Origin of the sequence: Flavonifractor hominis, from assembly GCF_040095835.1 — a bacterium.
In the GTDB taxonomy this organism is placed as follows: Bacteria; Bacillota; Clostridia; order Oscillospirales; family Oscillospiraceae; genus Flavonifractor; species Flavonifractor hominis.
In genome coordinates, this window is the sequence record NZ_JBBMFT010000001.1 from 710,048 (window position 1) to 726,604 (window position 16,557).

The window sequence follows — 16,557 nt, forward strand, 5'->3', positions numbered from 1 at the left end:
TTCTCCAAGACCGAAAGGAACTGTTTCAATGGCAGAATTAGTATACGACAAAAACGGACGGCTCCTCTTCACCCAGGAGATGAAGAAGGAGTACACCATTCTTTTCCCCACCATGCTGCCCGTCCACTTCGGACTGATGGCCCGTATTCTGGAGACCGAGGGCTTCCACGTGGAGATGCTCACCACCAACCACCGGGGCATCGTGGATGAAGGGCTCAAGTACGTGCACAACGACACCTGCTACCCCGCCCTGCTGGTCATCGGTCAGCTCATCGACGCGGTAAAGAGCGGCAAGTACGACATGCACAAGGTAGCCCTGCTCATTACCCAGACCGGCGGCGGCTGCCGGGCCTCCAACTACATCCATCTGCTGCGCAAGGCTCTGGAAAAGGCGGGACTGAGCTATATTCCCGTCATCTCGGTAAACCTGTCCGGGCTGGAACCCAACCCCGGTTTCAAGCTGGGGCTGGGTACGCTGCGCAAGGCGGTATTTGCCATGATGTACGGCGATATCATCGTGCAGTCGGCCAACCAGGTGCGCCCCTACGAGGTGGAGGCCGGGCAGACCGACCGGACCATCCAGGCAGTGGAGGACCACCTGCTCTCCGAAATGAGCCAGGGGCGCGGCCTGTCCTTCAAGAGCATGGTGGAAAATTTCGACCACATCGTAGCCGCCTTTAAATCCATTCCCGTGGCGGGCGAGCCCAAGGTCCGGGTCGGCGTAGTGGGTGAGATCTACATCAAATACTCCCCCCTGGGCAACAACAACCTGGAGGAATTTCTTCTTTCCGAGGGGGCCGAGCCGGTGGTGCCCGGCCTGACCGACTTCATCATCTTCAAGATCTACAACCGTGAGGTGGATGTGAACATCTACGGCGGCAAGTGGGTCAAAAAGAAGGTCTGTCAGATTCTCAAAGGCTATGTAGAGAAGTGCCAAAAGGCCATGATCGCCGCCATGGAAAAGGGCGGCTTCCGGGCTCCCGGCACCTTCGAGGATCTGCGGCAGCTCATCCAGGGCTACCTGGGCGAAGGCAACAAGATGGGCGAGGGCTGGCTGCTCACTGCCGAGATGCTGGAACTCATCCACTCCGGCACACCCAACATCGTCTGCACTCAGCCCTTCGGCTGCCTGCCCAACCACATCGTGGGCAAGGGCATGATCCGCAAGCTGAAGGACGACTATCCCTTCTCCAACATCGTGGCCATCGACTATGACCCCAGCGCCACCAAAATTAACCAGGAGAACCGCATCAAGCTGATGCTGGCCAACGCTCGTGGCCTGGCCAAGCAGCAGGCCGAGCGGGAGAGCGAGGCAACAACCGCCCATGTCTGAGCCGCTGCGCTTTGTAGACGCCTGTACGGAGGAACATTTTTCCGCCATGAGCGCCATCCACTGCCATGGCTGGCGGACCACTTACCGCGGTTTCGTACCCGATGACTATCTGCGGGACGTGACCACTGAGGACCACTGGATCCCCTTCTTTCGGGAGGACCGGGCCACAGGGCGGTGCCGGGGCCTGCTGCTTTACGAACAGGACCGTCCGGTGGCCTGCTGCAACTACGGCCCCATCCGCAGCGGTCCCAGCCCCCGGCAAAGCGAGGGGCTGGTCATCGACTCCTCCCAATACCAGGGATGGGGTGAGGTCATCTCCTTCTACACCGAATCCGGCTGTACCGGCATGGGCTACGGCTCCGTTTTGCTGGAGGAGGCGCTCCGGCGGCTGAAGACGGCAGGCTATCCCGGCTGCACACTGTTTGTACTAAGGGAAAACGAAGGCGCCCGGCGGTTTTACCAGCGCCATGGCTTTGCCTGGGACGGCACCGTTCAGCTGGTGCCCTTTCCCCATGACATGGTCTGCCACGACCTGCGTTACATCCATACATTCTGACCCCCCGCGGGCTGCCACGCCGCGGGATGAAAACGGGTATCGGGGCGCGCTTGTGCGCATCCTGATACCCGTCTTTTCTATGATTGGAGGAATTTCCTTGAACGAAAATAAAATGGCGGTGATGCCGGTACGCCGGCTGCTGCTGAACATGTCCTGGCCCATGATGCTCTCCATGCTCATTCAGGGGCTCTACAACCTGGTGGACAGCATGTTTGTGGCCCGGCTCAGCGGGGACAGCTTTGTCGCCCTGTCTCTGGTTTACCCGGTCCAAACGCTGATGATCGCCATCTGCGTCGGTGTGGGCGTAGGCTTCAATTCCCTGCTTTCCCGCCGGCTGGGGGAGCGCCGCCGGGCGGAAGCCGACCAGGTAACCGCCAACGGCTATTTTCTCTATCTGGTCTGCTGGCTGGTGTTCCTGACTCTGGGGGTAAGTCTGGCCCGCCCCTTCCTGCGGATTTTTTCCGACGTGCCTCAGGTGGTCACCTACGGCAGCCAGTATCTGGCCATCGTCACTGGTGCCTCTCTGGGTGTATGCATGCAGTTTGCCGGGGAGCGCACCCTGCAGGCCACCGGCAACACCGTGGGGCCCATGATCATCCAGGGCATCGGCGCGGTCATCAACCTGATCCTGGACCCGGTACTCATCTTTGGCCTTGGTCCTTTCCCCCGGCTGGAGGTGGCCGGCGCCGCCATCGCCACCGTACTGGGACAGCTGGTAGGCATGACGGTAGGGCTGGTCATGGTGCGGCGTACCACGGCTGTCACCCTCACCTTTCGGGGCTTCCGCCCCAGCCTTCCCATCCTGGCCGATATGCTGCGGGTCGGCATCCCAGCGGCCATGATGCAGGCTCTCACCACTGTGATGAACCTGGGCATGAACCTGATTCTCCCCCTGTTCACCAGCTTCGGCGTGTTCATTCTGGGGGCCTATTTCAAGCTTCAGTCCTTTTTGTTTATGCCCCTGTACGGCATCACCAACGCCCTGGTCCCCATTGTCAGCTTCAACTACGGCGGCAGAGACCGGCAACGGATCACCGGCACCATCCGCTTCGCGTTGGGACTTGCACTGGTGATCATGGCCGCTGGTACTGCGGTGATGATGCTCCTGCCCGGACCGCTGCTGGCCATTTTCGACGCTGACGCCGACGTGCTGGCCGCCGGCATTCCCGCCCTGCGGATGATCGCCCTGTCCTTTTTATGCGCAGGGGTGTCCATCGTGCTCTGCTCCTCCCTTCAAGCCCTGGGCGCCGCCAACGCCAGCCTGGCCATCTCCCTGCTGCGGCAGGTCGTGCTGCTGCTGCCCGCCGCCCTGCTGCTGGGCGCACTGCGCCCAGGACTGGTCTGGCTGGCCTTCCCTGTGGCGGAACTGCTCTCCTGCGCTGTGGCGCTGCTGCTCTACCGCAGGACCACCTGCACCAAACTCCACTGGGACGATGAAAAACCCACATTGTGATTCTAAGTCCGGTTCTATTGACACTTTTTCCCGCTTCTATATAATAAAAGATGGATCAAGCCGGAATAAGGAGGACATTGCGGTGGCAAACAAGCCCAAGGAAAAGACGAAAACCGTCGTTAAGACCTCTACACGCATGTCTAAGAAGGGACCTCTGACTCCAGATGCGCTGCACAAAATCGACGCCTACTGGCGGGCAGCCAATTACCTGGCTGCCGGGCAGCTCTATCTGTTGGATAATCCCCTGCTGCGTCAACCTTTGCGCCCGGAGCACTTAAAGCCAACCCCCGTGGGACACTGGGGTACCGTGCCCGGACAGACTTTTCTCTATACGCACCTCAACCGGGTCATCACCAAATATGACCTGAACATGATTTATGTCTCCGGCCCTGGCCACGGAGGCAGCGCCCTGGTAGCCCAGACCTATCTGGAGGGAACTTACAGTGAAATCTATCCCAATGTCAGTCAGGATGAGGAGGGGATGCGGCGGCTGTTCCGCCAGTTCTCCTTCCCCGGCGGCATCGGCAGCCACTGCGCTCCCCAGACCCCCGGCTCCATCAATGAAGGCGGCGAGCTGGGCTATTCTCTGGCCCATGCCTTCGGCGCGGTAATGGACAACCCCACGCTCATCGCCGCCTGTGTGGTGGGCGACGGTGAGGCTGAGACCGGCCCGCTGGCCACGGCGTGGCACTCCAACAAATTTCTCAACCCCGTGACCGATGGAGCAGTGCTGCCCATTCTCCACCTCAACGGCTACAAAATCTCCTCCCCCACTCTGTTTGCCCGCATCAGCCACGAGGAAGTGGAGGATTTCTTCAAGGGCTGCGGCTGGACTCCCCGCTTTGTGGAGGGGGAGGACCCCGCTCAGATGCACCAGAAGATGGCTGCCGCTTTGGACTGGGCCATTCGGGAGATCCAGCGCATTCAGGAGGGAGCCCGCTCCTATGGCGAGACCGAACGCCCCCGCTGGCCCATGATCGTTTTCCGCTCCCCCAAGGGCTGGACCGGCCCCAGGCAGGTAGGCAGGAAGAAGGTGGAGGGCACCTTCCGCTCCCATCAGCTGCCCATCCCGGCGGACACGGCCCAGCAGGAGACCCTGACCCAGCTGGAACAGTGGCTGCGCAGCTATCATCCAGAGGAACTCTTTGATGAGGCCGGCGCTCCGGCGCCCTTTCTGCGTGCCCTCTCCCCCCAGGGCGAGCGGCGCATGGGAGCCAATCCCCATGCCAACGGAGGACTGCTGCTGCGGGAACTGCGTACCCCCGACTTCGCCCGTTACGCGGTGGATGTGCCAGCCCCCGGCGCGGTGGAGGCTGAGGACACCGCCGAGCTGGGCCGGTACGTCCGTGACGTGCTCAAGCTCAACCAGCGCGCCCGCAACTTCCGCATTTTCGCCCCCGACGAGATCGTCAGCAACAAGCTGGACCGGGTGCTGGATATGGGGCGGCGCTGGGATGCCGAGCTGCTCCCCGGCGATGAGGCTCTCTCCCCCGACGGGCGCATCCTGGACGGAATGCTGTCTGAGCACATGTGCCAGGGCTGGCTGGAGGGTTATCTGCTGACCGGCCGCCACGGCTTTCTCAACAGCTATGAGGCCTTTATCCGCATCGTGGATTCTATGGTAAGCCAGCACGCCAAATGGCTCAAGGTGGCGGGGAACCTCCCCTGGCGGCAGGACATCGCCTCCCTCAACTATGTGCTCTCGTCCAACGTCTGGCAGCAGGACCACAACGGCTTTACCCATCAGGACCCGGGCTTCCTGGACCACGTGGCCAACAAGAAAGCCGACGTGGTGCGCCTCTACCTGCCCCCGGACGCCAACTGCCTGCTCAGTGTGTTTGACCACTGCATTCAAAGCCGCAATTACATCAACGTCATGATCACCTCCAAGCACCCCAGACCACAGTGGCTGACCATGGACGAGGCCATCAAGCACTGCACCCACGGCATTGGCATCTGGCAGTGGGCCTCCAACGACCAGGGGGTGGAGCCCGACGCGGTGCTGGCCTGCTGCGGCGACACTCCCACGCTGGAGACCCTGGCCGCCGTCACCATCCTTCGCAAGTATCTGCCCGAGGTGCGGCTGCGGGTGGTCAACGTGGTGGACCTGATGAAACTGCAGCCCCACACTGAGCACCCCCACGGCCTCACCGACGAGGACTACGACGTGCTCTTCACCCGGGATAAGCCTATCATCTTCGCCTTCCACGGCTATCCCTCCCTGATCCATGAGCTCACCTACCGCCGCCACAACAAAAACCTGCATGTGCGCGGCTACAAGGAGGAGGGGGCCATCACCACTCCCTTTGACATGCGGGTGCTCAACAACATCGACCGGTTCGATCTGGTCATCGATACCGTCAAACGCCTGCCTCAGCTGGGCAACCGGGGCGCGTTCCTGATTCAGCTGATGAAGGACAAGCTGGTGGAGCACAAGCAGTATATCACCGCCCACGGCTGTGACCTGCCTGAGATCCGGGACTGGAAGTGGAACGGCGGGGCCGGAATCTGACAAAAACCCCCGAAGCGCGGGCGCTTCGGGGGTTTTTCTTGCATTTTTTGCCGCTTTCCGGTATGCTAGACAGGATAAAGGATGTGATCATATGGAATTTCGACTGGACAGCCACACCCATACCCTGGCCAGCGGGCACGCCTACTGCACCCTGCTGGAGATGGTGCGCAGTGCGGCCGAGCATGGGCTGGAGCTGCTGTGCATCACCGACCATGCCCCCGGCATGGAGATGACCACCCACAAGGACCACTTTCTCAACTTCAAAGTGATCGACCGCACGCTCTTCGGGGTGCGCGTGCTCATGGGGGCGGAACTCAACGTCATGGACTTCGAGGGCACCGTGGACCTGCCCCCAAAGCTGCTGAACAATCTGGACATGGCCATCGCCAGCCAGCACATCTGGTGCATGCCCCAGGGCGGCAGCCCTGAGGCCAATACGCAGGCTCTCATCCGGGCCATGGACTGTCAGAAAGTATGTATTATCGGCCACCCGGACGACGGCCGCTTTCCCCTGGACTACCCCGCCCTAGTACGGGCCGCCGGGGAGCGCAGGGTGCTGCTGGAAGTCAACAACACCTCCCTGTCTCCCCGCTGTTCCCGGGTCAACAGCCGGACCAATGTGACGACCATGCTGGCTCTCTGCCGCAAGGAGGGGGTACCCGTGGTAGTGGGCAGTGACGCCCATTTTGTCACGGCTGTAGGCGCCCACCAGTACGCCCAGGCCCTGCTGGAAGAGCTGGCGTTTCCACCGGAGCTGGTGCTCAACCGGGACCCGGAGGTCTTTCTGGACCATCTGGCCCGCCGTCTGGGCGCACCCATCCCCGGCTGAACAGGCAAGAAAAATCGCCCCAGGCTGCCAAATGCGGCCCGGGGCGATTGCTTTTACGGCACAAAAACCTGCTTGCGGTAGTGCTCCCGCTCCTCGGGCCGGAGCAGCTCCACACCGCCGTACACTCCGTCATATCCCGGGTGCCGCTCCACCTCGCCGGCTCGCAGGCGCCGGATGCCCTCTGCCACGCAGGGACCGGCCACCCGGCGGATGTCCTCCACCGGCACCTCCCGCAAAATGGAAAATTCCGGCCCCAGCTGCTCCAGCATAGCCTCATACCGGGCAGCCACCCGCTTACCTCCGGCAGCGCCCCCCTCTGAGGCGGCAATGACCTCGGGCAGCGGCATCAGACTCTGAAAATAGGGTGCGTCGGGCCGGACATACCCCTCCGGCCGGTCGGCCAGCTGCTCCACCCGGTGGAGCACCCCGGTGGTCAGCCGCTTGCCGCACACGGGACAGATCCCGCCCAGTTCCTCCGCTTCCGCTGGAGACAGGCACAGCCCGCAATTGCGGTGGCCATCAAAGTGATACTTGCCCTCTTCCGGATAAAATTCCAGCGTACCGCCAAAACCAGCCCCGGTCTGGATGGCCGCCGCCAGCTCTGGATAAGACAGCCCCGTGTCCAGCAGATTGGCCTCCCGGCCCAGCTTGGCCGGCGAGTGGGCGTCCGAGTTGGACACCAGCGTAAAGCGGTCCAGGGCCGAGCAGCGGTCGTTCATGGGCGGGTCGGAGGATAGCCCGGTCTCCAGAGCATGGATGTGCCCCGCCAGGTCCCCAAAGCACTCCTCCACACTGTCAAAGCCGGAAAAGGCCCCGAAAAGGGAAAAGTGGGGCGTCCAGATGTGGGCAGGGATCAAGACCGCCTCCGGCGCGGTCTCCAGGGTGAGCTCCAGCAGGTCCCGGCAATCCAGACCCAGGATGGGCCGACCGTCGGAGCGGAGGTTTCCGATTTTCTCCAGCCGTTTGGACAGCGCCTCTGCCGCCTCCAGATGGGGCAGCAGAATCAGATTGTGCACCTTGCGCACCCGGCCGTTTTTCTTATAGATGGAGCTGATCTCTCCGGTGACGACAAACCGCGGGGCGTCCTTCCCCGCGCCCCGGCGGACATACAGTCCCTCTTCCGCAGGGATCAGCTGCTCTTTCAGCTCCGCCCGCCAGGCCGGATGGGTAAAGTCTCCGGTGCCCACCAGAGCGATGCCCTTCTTCCGGGCCCAGTGCTCCAGCTGTTCCGGCACGCAGTCCCGGCTGGTAGCCATGGCATACCTGGAGTGAATGTGCAGATCGGCGATATACATACCCTCTCCCTCCCCGCGTTACAGCAGCCCGGTGACCACGCGGTCCTCCCGCGGCACCCGGGCCCAGTCAAATTCCCGCACCAGCTCCGCCGCCGCCACCGGCTCGGGCCGCTCCAGCTGTCCGGCCCAGAATGCCAACAGCCCCACCAGCTCCTCCGGCGTGAAGCGCTGACGCAGCGCTCCCATGTCCAGGTCCTTTTCGCGCTTGGACAGCCGCCGTCCATCGGGCGCCAGCAGCAGCGGTACATGATAGAATTCCGGTATCTTCCAGCCCATCAGGCGGTAAAGATACATCTGCCGCGGGGTGGAGTCCAGCAGGTCCCGCCCCCGGACAACCTGGCTGACCTGCATGGCCGCGTCATCGCACACCACCGCCAGCTGATAGGCGTATACCCCATCGGAGCGCCGGAGGATAAAGTCTCCGCAGTCCCGCGCCAGGGGCTGAGTATACCGTCCCTGCAGACCGTCGTCCACGGTAATAACCTCGTCCGGGACCCGGACGCGCCAGGCCGGACGGCGGGTGCGCTCCAGCTGCGCCCGCTCCGCTTCGTTCAGCGTCCGGCAGGTCCCGGCATACACCGCCTGTCCGTCAGAACGGTGGGGTGCGCTGGCCGCCAGGCGCTCGGCCCGGGTACAGTAGCAGGGATAGATCAGCCCCTGGGCCTCCAGCACATGAAAGGCGGCGGCGTAGCATGCCGTGCGCTCGCTCTGCCGGTAGGGACCGTGGGGACCACCAACCTCATATCCCTCGTCCCAGTCCAGCCCCAGCCAGCGCAGGTCGTCCGCCAGCTGGCGGGCATATTCCTCCCGGCAGCGCTCCGGGTCCAGATCCTCTATCCGCAGCACCATCCGTCCACCGGCGCGGCGCACCGACAACCACGCCAGCAGCGCGGAAAAGAGATTCCCCAGATGCATCCGCCCGCTGGGACTGGGGGCAAACCGCCCCCGGACCGTCTTATCCATCCTTCTCTTGACCTCTCTCTTCAGCACTCTGGATGAGCGCCAGTTTGTCTGCCCGGCGCAGGCGCTTGATGGCCGCCTCCCGGCGCAGGGCGGCAGACTTGTCGCCGCAGGCCTCCCGGTAGACTACTTCCAGCGGCCCCCGGCCACGGGTGTACTTGGCGCCCCGGCCGCTGGCGTGCTCCGCCGCACGGCGGTCCACATCGGCGGCTATGCCGGTATACAGCGTCCCGTCGCCGCAGCGCAGGATATAGACCCAGTAAGTCATTCCGCTCACCAGTCCGCCTGCAGCGCATCCCGCAGCTCCAGGGTCTGAAACACCTGGGTCACCGCCTGCTCATATTCCATAGGCTCCCGGGCTTTTTTGATGGTCTTGGCCAACTTTTCCCCGTCCCGGAACAGCCCCATCAGATAAAACCAGATCTCCTTCATGCGCAGCATGGCATTGCGGCGGCTGTCGAAGGCAACGGAGTATCCCTCGTACACCTCGTCCACAAAGCCCCGCAGCTCTTCCCGCCCGGCAGGGGCCCCGCCACGGGCCCGGCGTGCCAGCGCCGGATCGCCCACCAGGCCACGCCCCAGCATGATGCCTGCCAGCTCCGGAAACGCCTCCTCCACGCCGCGCAGGTCATCCACGGTATAGATATCCCCATTATAGCACACCGGAAAGGGGCTGTCCGCCAGCGTCTCGGCCATAACCTGCCGGCGGGGCCGGTTGCGGTACATGTCCGTACGCACCCGGGGGTGCACAATCAGCTGGGAAAGGGGATATTTACGGTAGATCCCCAGCAGGCGCTCAAATTCCTCCGGCTCTTTTACCCCCAGTCGCGTCTTAACTGAGATGCGGCAGGGGGCGTGGGAAAAGATTTCCTCCAAAAAGCAATCCAGTTCCTCCGGAAAGGCCAGAAACCCAGCTCCCTTGCCTTTGGCTGCCACAGTACCGGAGGGGCAGCCCAGGTTGAGGTTGATCTCCTCATACCCCATGGCCGCCAGCTCGCCGGCGGCCCAGTTGAAGTCCTCCGCCCGCCGGGTCAGCAGCTGGGGGACTACCGGGATCCCCTCGTTGTGCTCCGGCAGGATCTCCCGCAGTTCCCGCCGGGTAAACACGTGGTCCTGGCTTGGGGAGAGAAAGGGCATATAGTACCGGTCCACTCCGCCAAACCAACGCCGGTGGGCCCGGCGGAACAGGGCGCTGGTCACCCCTTCCAGAGGCGCATATTCATACAGCACGTGTCTGCCTCCTTCCGCACAAATGGTCGGTGCACGCTCCACAGCTCAGCGCCCCGTTGGTCCGCTCCCAGAAGCGCTCCGGATGCCGATACAAGCGCACCTCCCACAGCACCAGAATCACCATGGCCAATCCCGCCAGGCTCCAGGTATAGCCGCCCGGGAGGAATAGAAAGGGCGAAAACATCATCATATGATCCCAATTGAAAATCCGGCAGGTGGTGCAGCAGCGGTTTTTCATCCAAAATACCCGGAAGGGACACCAGAACAGCACGCAGATTAGATCGCTCACATAGAAAAAGCACACGCAGAGGAACAGCTCCTCCCGCCCCAATACGCCGGCCCAATGCAGAATACCCAGCGCCAGGGTCAGTCCGACCCAGATCACCAGTACCTTCACCGCTCCCGGCGCGCTCTGCCGCAGAAATTCCCTGGCGTCCGCCCGGGCCTGTGCAGGCCGGTAGTAACGGGCAAACTGCTTTTCCGAACCAAGTGCCATGTACCGTCTGGCCGGGATCAGCTGCATCAGCATATCCCCCACCCAGACCAGCCACAGCAAGTGCAGCGGGCTGAATCGCTCCCAAAATTCTCCCTTTTCCAGCACACGAAACGCCTCTGGCCGAAAGCAGTAAAACCACACCGCTATCAGCAGCACCACCACCCGAAACACCAGGCGCGCCAGATAGAGCTTTCGCATTGAGTTTTTCCGCTTCATTCACATCTCTCCTCACAGGAAAGGGCTCATATGCGCGGAAGAGCCGCGCATATGAGCCTTTAGCACCATTTCGACACGATATGTAAGAAATTTTAGCCCATCTCTCCCGCCCTGTCAAGCGCAGCGAATACAGGAAAAATTTCAGTTGACAAACCCAGCACGGTGTGGTATTTTTTAATCATCGGTTAGTTCTAACTAACCTCTATCTTTTGTTCCTTGGTTAGTTAATGCTAACTTAAATTGCTGAAAGGAGCCACTACATGAATCTGGAAGCAGCCCTGATTGAGCACGCCTCCCCCACCCTGGTGGGGCTGAAGCCTGCCAGCCTGTTTCGTGTTTCCCCGACCAGCAGCGCGGACTTTGCCCGGCAATTTCTGCACTGCCGCACCCAGCTGGCCACACTTGGTCTGGAGCTGCTGATACTCAAGGGCTGTCGCAAGCGCAGCTCCTATCTACTTTATCTCTACCGCTCCAGGGAGCTTGAGGCACTGCTTAAACAGCCGGAACATCATGCGTTTCTCCAGCACATGGGCTATAAAGCCTGGGACAATGTCCGGGATTGCCTGCGGCAATTGGCCGCCCGTATTTGTCTGGAGCAAGACTTCCCTCATGAAATTGGCATTTTTCTGGGCTATCCGCTGGAAGATGTAACGGGCTTTATCCGCCATAAAGGACGCAATTACACCTTTTGTGGTTGCTGGAAGTGTTATGGAGATCCCCGGCAGGCCCGGCTGCGGTTTGAGCGCTACCACCGCTGCACCGAACTTTTCCGCCGCCGGTACGCCCAGGGCGTTCCCATCACACAGCTGGTAGTGGCCGCCTAATCATTCGCATTTTTTCAATTTATAAATAAAGGAAGGGATTTATCATGAGCAAAGTTGCAATCGTCTATTGGAGCGGCACCGGAAATACCGCGGCTATGGCCAACCTGGTGGCCGAAGGAGCCGGAGGGCAGGCTGAGCTGTTTACACCGGATGCGTTTTCCCCGGATCTGGTCGGTCAATACCGCGCTTTGGCCTTTGGTTGTCCCTCCATGGGAGCCGAACAGCTGGAAGAGGCCGAATTTGAACCCATGTTCCAGGCGGTTCTGCCTCACCTGAGCGGCAAGGACATCGCTCTGTTTGGCTCCTACGGTTGGGGCGATGGCGAGTGGATGCGCACGTGGGCTGAACAGTGCGAGAATGCCGGGTGCAGTCTGGTTTGCGAGCCCGTCATCGCCTGCGGCGCCCCGGAGGGCAGTTCCGCCGACGCCTGCCGGGACATGGGACAGGCCCTGGCCGCCCTTTGATTTTCCTGTATATCAAGAAACAAACGAACAAAGGAGGGCCGGCGTAAGGGCGAGGCTCCACAGGGGTATCACCGAAACCGTCCAGAGTAAAACGGGCACGGCTGCTATATCATAGCAGCCGTGCCCTTGTATTTTATTATGCTATTCTATTCCAGCATAGGTTCAGCTCCGTTTTCAAGGCGGAAACTATAACCGGCTGACCGGAACGTAGAGGGAGGTCCTGCCACTGTGGTAGACTTCCAAGTCAATCTTGCCCTCAGCGGTGCGGTAATTCTTGTTTTGCGGCAGCCACTCGCCGAAGATATACTTCCACATCCGCCGGACGTTTTCATTGAGCAGCGTCATATTGCCGTTACCGGGCGGGACAGGAAACACGGCATAGTCCGCAGACTCCACCTCCAGCGGCTCCAGGCCGTCCGGGATAAAATCGGTACTCTGCACGACCGGCCCGAAGAAATAAAATAGTTCGCCTGTGTTACGGTCCGGCTGAATCCACGCACCGATCTCTGTGGGTTCCGGTCCGCTAAGCCGCCGGTAATCCTCCGGGCTGACAAAGGCGAACTCCCTTCCCATCCAGTAAGCGCCGGCATTCAACACATCGGACTCTCCCTGCGGCGGTGAGAGCCGGTACCCCACAGCGGTAAAGGAGGCCAACGAGCGGAATTCCGGTTCTATGCGGAACCGTTCATCAGCCAGCTCCTTCTGATATTCAGATGGCGACAGCCCATAATGCTTCCGAAACGCTTTTGCAAAGCCGGACAGCGTTTGAAAGCCCCGGGCAGCCGCCACGCTGACGGATGATTTCCCGGACAGCAGGTCCCGCGCGGCAGCCGCCATTCTGCGCCTGCGCAGGTATGCGGCCACCGGAACGCCGGTATAGCTGGAAAAGGCATGGCAGAAATGATAGAACGAGTAATCCAAAAGCGCAGCCAGCTCGCCCACCGTGATATTTTTATCAGGGTGGGCGTCAATATAGGCAAGGATTTGCTCCATATTGTCGCTGCGCTTCATGATAATCTTCTCCGTGTACTATAATTTCTTGTTTCTCTCGGGAATTCATCGCTTTTTACTTGGAATAGAAAAACACCCGCATGGCGCCGTCGCGGCCGGATAGGATCTCGGCCTCCACTTCATAGAGGGCCCGCAGGAAATCCGTCGTCAGCAGCTCCCGCGGAGCGCCGTGGCCTACGATGACGCCGTCCTTCATGGCGTACAGCCGGTCACAGTAGGCCGCGGCCAGATTCAGGTCGTGAATCGCCGCGACCACGGTGCAGCCGCTTTTTCGCACCAGCTCCATGAGCTGCAGCTGGTACTTGATATCCAGGTGGTTGGTGGGCTCATCCAGCACCAGCACGGCGGTCTGTTGGGCCAGGGCGCGGGCGATGAGCACCCGCTGCTTCTCCCCGCCGGACAGCGTGATGAAGCCCTGCTTCCGGAGAGGCGACAGCCCGGTGAGGTCAAGGATCTCACCCACCAGCGCCCAGTCCTCCCGGCTGTCGGTTTCCAGCAGGCGCTTGCGGGCCTGCCGGCCCATCATCACAACTTCTTCCACCGTAAAGTCAAAGGCGGCCTCCTGCTCCTGCACCATGACGGCCATGCGCTGGGCCATCTCCCGGTTGCTCATGGACAGCAGGTCCTCGCCGCACAGGGTGATGGCGCCCCTTTGGGGGCGCAGGACTTTATACAGGTTCTTCAGGAAGGTGGACTTGCCGCTGCCGTTGGGTCCGATGAGGCCGACAAATTCCCCCTCTGTCACCTGAAAATCCACGCCGCGGAGGATCTCGCGGCTGCCGGCGGCGTAATGTATCTCGTTTGCGGTAATCACAGCGGTACCCTCCAGCTAAAACTCATAGCGCCGGACGCGGATCATCCACAGGAACAGGGGCGCTCCCAGGAAGGCCGTCAGAATGCCGATGGGAAGCTCCGCCGGCGGCTTGATCATGCGGGCGCCCACATCCACCCAGATGAGAAAGATCGCGCCGGTGAGCATCGAGATCGGGATCAGCTTCCGGTGGTCCGGCCCCACCACGGAGCGGACCAGGTGGGGAATCACCAGCCCCACAAAGCCGATGCAGCCGCTGACCGCCACGGAAGAGGCGGTCAAAAGGGCCGTTATGACAATCAGCAGATTGCGAACGACATTCAGGTTGACGCCCAGGGTGATGGCGGAGCTATCCCCCATCATCATGGCGTTGAGGGACTTCGACAGCGCCAGCATCAGGAGGAAGGCCGGGGGCACCAGGCAGAGCAGCAGGGGCAGATCCTCCCATTCGGCGCTGCCAAGGCCGCCCAGCATCCAGAAGGTCGCCTCCCGGACGGCGGCGTCATCCGGTGCGGTGTAGACGATGTAGTTGGTGAAGGCCTGAAACATGGCCGAAACTGCGACGCCCACCAAAATCAGGCGGATGGGGGTGACAGAGCCGCGGCTTTTGGCCAGGAGATAGACCAGCAGGATGGAAACCAGCGCACCGGCAAAGGCGCCCATGGATACGGACAGCTTTCCCAGCACCGGAACGGACACGCCCAGCAGCATCGCCAGCACGGCACCCAGGGAGGCACCGGAGGAGATCCCCAGCACATACGGCTCTGCCAGCGGATTTTTGGTGAAGGCCTGCATGCCGACGCCGGAGAGCGTCAGCGCCGCCCCGATCAGCGCGCCCAGCAGAACCCGGGGCGCACGAAGGAACCAGACGATGTTCTGCGTGCTCTCCCGGATGCTCTCCAGCGGCGCTGTCTGACCGGTAAAAATCCCGGACAGGCGGTGGAACATCACCCGGTAGACGTCGGAAAAGCGGATGGAAACCGGCCCTAATCCGATGCCGAGAATGACGGAAACGACGAGCAGGCCAAGCAGAACCAAACAGGATGCCAGCGTATGCCGCTTCACCAGGTTGCAGAATCGCTTCATCGCTTCAAATCAAAAGCAGTCGGGATGGAACGCCTGCGCGAATTTCTCCACGGTGTCGCCGGTCATGGAGCTGGCAAATACTTCGCACAGCTTGACGGAGATAATCCGGTCGTTCTGGATGGCGGGCACCGTAGCCAGAGCGGGGTTTTCCTTCAGCTGGGCAATCTTCTCATCCAGAGAGGTGTCGCCGTAGTCGTTGATGACGATGACTTCCGGGGCGCGCTCCACAACGCTCTCCCAACTGACGGTGGCCCAGGTAGTGTCCAGGTCGTTGAAGATGTTGGTGCCGCCGGCGTGCTCAATGAGCTTGGAGGTAAAGTTGTTGCCGCAGGTGTAGGCACCTTCCTCCTGCGCCATATCAAAGACGAAGACCTTCGTGGCCTCCTGGCCGGCAACCGCCTCCTCTGCGGCGGCAATCTGGGCCTTCATGGCGCTGACGATCTCCTCCGCCTTGTCCTCCACCTGGAAGATGCGGCCGAGATTGTAGAAATCCTCATACACCACATCCACGTCCGCACCCACGGTATAGCCCTCGATGGAGGACAGGGACATGATGCCGTACTGGGAGAGGGTGTCATGCTCGGTGTTGTACTTTTCGGTAAAAGAGCTGGAGCGGCCGTAGACGAAGTCCGGCTCCAAATCCAAAATGGTTTCCAGAGAGATATAGGTTTCCGCTACCGAAGGGATGGCCTTATACTCGGCGTCCCATTGGGGGTTAATATCGGAGTTGGTATAGGCTGTGGCGATGATTTTGTCCCCAAGGCCCAAAGCCATCAGCTGGTCGCCCGCATTGGCGTTGGCCGCGATGACCCGCTCCGGCACATGGGTAAAGGTAACCTCCGCGCCGTCCTTGGTGGTCAGGGTAAAGGGGAAGCCGCTCTCCGTTTCTGTACCGTCGTCCGTCACAGTGGGTTCTTCCGTTTGGGAATTGCCACTGTCTGTGTTGTCCGTCTGGTTTTGGGATGCTGTGCCGCAGGCGGACAGGCTCAGCAGGAGCAGCAGCGTCAGGAACATGGCTGTCAGTCGTTTCATGACAAAGAATCTCCTTCTATTCACATGGTTTTCTCTAAATATATGGTATGAGGAATCGTATCTTGGCTGCGTGTCCCCTCCTTCTTGGGTCAAAATTGCCGCAAAAAAGCCCTGCTTTCGTCGGCAGAAAGCAGGACTGTGGCCGCTGGGCGGAATAAGAAATATTCCCTCCGCATCAGCGGCATACAGATGGACTCTTTCTGCGGAAGACTCCCATCTTTTCAGCACAGGCAGCAGGTTTCCTGACTTATGGATCGTCGCCGGGCCGCGTCTTCTCGCGAATATCGCAATGACATATGCGGCCGGCTCCCCATTTACAGTGACCGGATCGTTCGGGATTCCCACCCGATTCCCTTTTACCCGCCAATGGCGGCACTGCGTGGGCTATTCAGCTGTTGTGGTTCAGCGTCCCTTATCTTACCACGTTTGCAGGATTTGTCAAGCGCAAT

15 protein-coding genes, 1 pseudogene and 1 riboswitch are annotated in these 16,557 nt (G+C 61.0%); of the genes and pseudogenes, 7 read left to right on the plus strand and 9 right to left on the minus strand.

Annotation, left to right across the window (positions count from 1 at the left end; translation table 11 throughout):
* Nucleotides 1-28: 28 nt before the first annotated feature.
* The 5 genes from WMO45_RS03590 to WMO45_RS03610 all read left to right on the plus strand — a co-directional run bounded on the left by WMO45_RS03590 (nucleotide 29) and on the right by WMO45_RS03610 (nucleotide 6,683).
* Nucleotides 29-1,333 (plus strand): 2-hydroxyglutaryl-CoA dehydratase, encoded by a 1,305-nt coding sequence (locus WMO45_RS03590; protein WP_349139260.1) that lies wholly within the window; start codon nucleotides 29-31, stop codon nucleotides 1,331-1,333.
* Nucleotides 1,326-1,889 carry a GNAT family N-acetyltransferase gene (locus tag WMO45_RS03595; RefSeq protein ID WP_349139261.1) on the plus strand — a complete coding sequence of 188 codons (564 nt, stop codon included), beginning with the start codon at nucleotides 1,326-1,328 and terminating at the stop codon, nucleotides 1,887-1,889. The genes WMO45_RS03590 and WMO45_RS03595 overlap by 8 nt, the downstream gene beginning before the upstream one ends.
* Nucleotides 1,890-1,986: 97 nt before the next feature.
* Nucleotides 1,987-3,342 (plus strand): MATE family efflux transporter, encoded by a 1,356-nt coding sequence (locus tag WMO45_RS03600; protein WP_349139262.1) that lies wholly within the window; start codon nucleotides 1,987-1,989, stop codon nucleotides 3,340-3,342.
* A 136-nt stretch (nucleotides 3,343-3,478) separates the two neighbouring features.
* The gene (locus WMO45_RS03605) at nucleotides 3,479-5,854 is read left to right on the plus strand and encodes a phosphoketolase family protein (protein WP_349139334.1); all 2,376 of its coding nucleotides are present in this window, start codon (nucleotides 3,479-3,481) and stop codon (nucleotides 5,852-5,854) included.
* A gap of 91 nt (nucleotides 5,855-5,945) precedes the next feature.
* Nucleotides 5,946-6,683: a phosphatase gene (locus WMO45_RS03610; protein ID WP_349139263.1), complete on the plus strand. Its 738-nt coding sequence runs from the start codon at nucleotides 5,946-5,948 to the stop codon at nucleotides 6,681-6,683.
* 73 nt (nucleotides 6,684-6,756) lie between these two features.
* On the opposite strand, the pseudogene WMO45_RS03615 reads toward WMO45_RS03610, so the two are convergent.
* From WMO45_RS03615 to WMO45_RS03635, 5 genes and pseudogenes are all read right to left on the minus strand, one after another.
* Nucleotides 6,757-7,978: pseudogene (locus WMO45_RS03615) on the minus strand (endonuclease Q family protein); the annotation flags it as partial.
* An 18-nt stretch (nucleotides 7,979-7,996) separates the two neighbouring features.
* Nucleotides 7,997-8,941, minus strand: a complete 945-nt coding sequence (gene gluQRS, locus WMO45_RS03620) for a tRNA glutamyl-Q(34) synthetase GluQRS (RefSeq protein WP_349139265.1) — start codon at nucleotides 8,939-8,941, stop codon at nucleotides 7,997-7,999.
* A complete protein-coding gene (locus WMO45_RS03625) occupies nucleotides 8,934-9,206 on the minus strand; it encodes a GIY-YIG nuclease family protein (RefSeq protein ID WP_349139335.1) in 273 nt (90 codons plus the stop codon). The genes gluQRS and WMO45_RS03625 overlap by 8 nt, the downstream gene beginning before the upstream one ends.
* Nucleotides 9,207-9,211: 5 nt before the next feature.
* Nucleotides 9,212-10,168: a tRNA dihydrouridine synthase gene (locus tag WMO45_RS03630; RefSeq protein ID WP_349139266.1), complete on the minus strand. Its 957-nt coding sequence runs from the start codon at nucleotides 10,166-10,168 to the stop codon at nucleotides 9,212-9,214.
* Nucleotides 10,158-10,880: a hypothetical protein gene (locus WMO45_RS03635; RefSeq protein ID WP_349139267.1), complete on the minus strand. Its 723-nt coding sequence runs from the start codon at nucleotides 10,878-10,880 to the stop codon at nucleotides 10,158-10,160. Before WMO45_RS03635 ends, WMO45_RS03630 begins: the two co-directional genes overlap by 11 nt.
* 260 nt (nucleotides 10,881-11,140) lie before the next feature.
* On the opposite strand from WMO45_RS03635, the gene WMO45_RS03640 reads away from it, so the two are divergent.
* Nucleotides 11,141-11,704, plus strand: a complete 564-nt coding sequence (locus tag WMO45_RS03640) for a DUF3793 family protein (protein WP_349139268.1) — start codon at nucleotides 11,141-11,143, stop codon at nucleotides 11,702-11,704.
* A gap of 44 nt (nucleotides 11,705-11,748) precedes the next feature.
* Nucleotides 11,749-12,168 (plus strand): flavodoxin domain-containing protein, encoded by a 420-nt coding sequence (locus tag WMO45_RS03645; protein ID WP_349139269.1) that lies wholly within the window; start codon nucleotides 11,749-11,751, stop codon nucleotides 12,166-12,168.
* A gap of 186 nt (nucleotides 12,169-12,354) precedes the next feature.
* Here WMO45_RS03645 and WMO45_RS03650 read toward each other — a convergent pair whose 3' ends face one another.
* Genes WMO45_RS03650 through WMO45_RS03665 form a run of 4 tightly spaced genes read right to left on the minus strand, consistent with a single transcriptional unit; the run spans nucleotide 12,355 to nucleotide 16,108 of the window.
* Nucleotides 12,355-13,179 (minus strand): AraC family transcriptional regulator, encoded by an 825-nt coding sequence (locus tag WMO45_RS03650; RefSeq protein ID WP_155151128.1) that lies wholly within the window; start codon nucleotides 13,177-13,179, stop codon nucleotides 12,355-12,357.
* 55 nt (nucleotides 13,180-13,234) lie between these two features.
* A complete protein-coding gene (locus WMO45_RS03655) occupies nucleotides 13,235-13,993 on the minus strand; it encodes an ABC transporter ATP-binding protein (protein WP_173023883.1) in 759 nt (252 codons plus the stop codon).
* A 15-nt stretch (nucleotides 13,994-14,008) separates the two neighbouring features.
* Nucleotides 14,009-15,076 carry a FecCD family ABC transporter permease gene (locus WMO45_RS03660; RefSeq protein ID WP_155151122.1) on the minus strand — a complete coding sequence of 356 codons (1,068 nt, stop codon included), beginning with the start codon at nucleotides 15,074-15,076 and terminating at the stop codon, nucleotides 14,009-14,011.
* 9 nt (nucleotides 15,077-15,085) lie between these two features.
* The gene (locus WMO45_RS03665) at nucleotides 15,086-16,108 is read right to left on the minus strand and encodes an ABC transporter substrate-binding protein (protein ID WP_155151119.1); all 1,023 of its coding nucleotides are present in this window, start codon (nucleotides 16,106-16,108) and stop codon (nucleotides 15,086-15,088) included.
* A gap of 215 nt (nucleotides 16,109-16,323) precedes the next feature.
* Nucleotides 16,324-16,503: riboswitch (cobalamin riboswitch) on the minus strand.
* Nucleotides 16,504-16,557 lie beyond the last annotated feature (54 nt).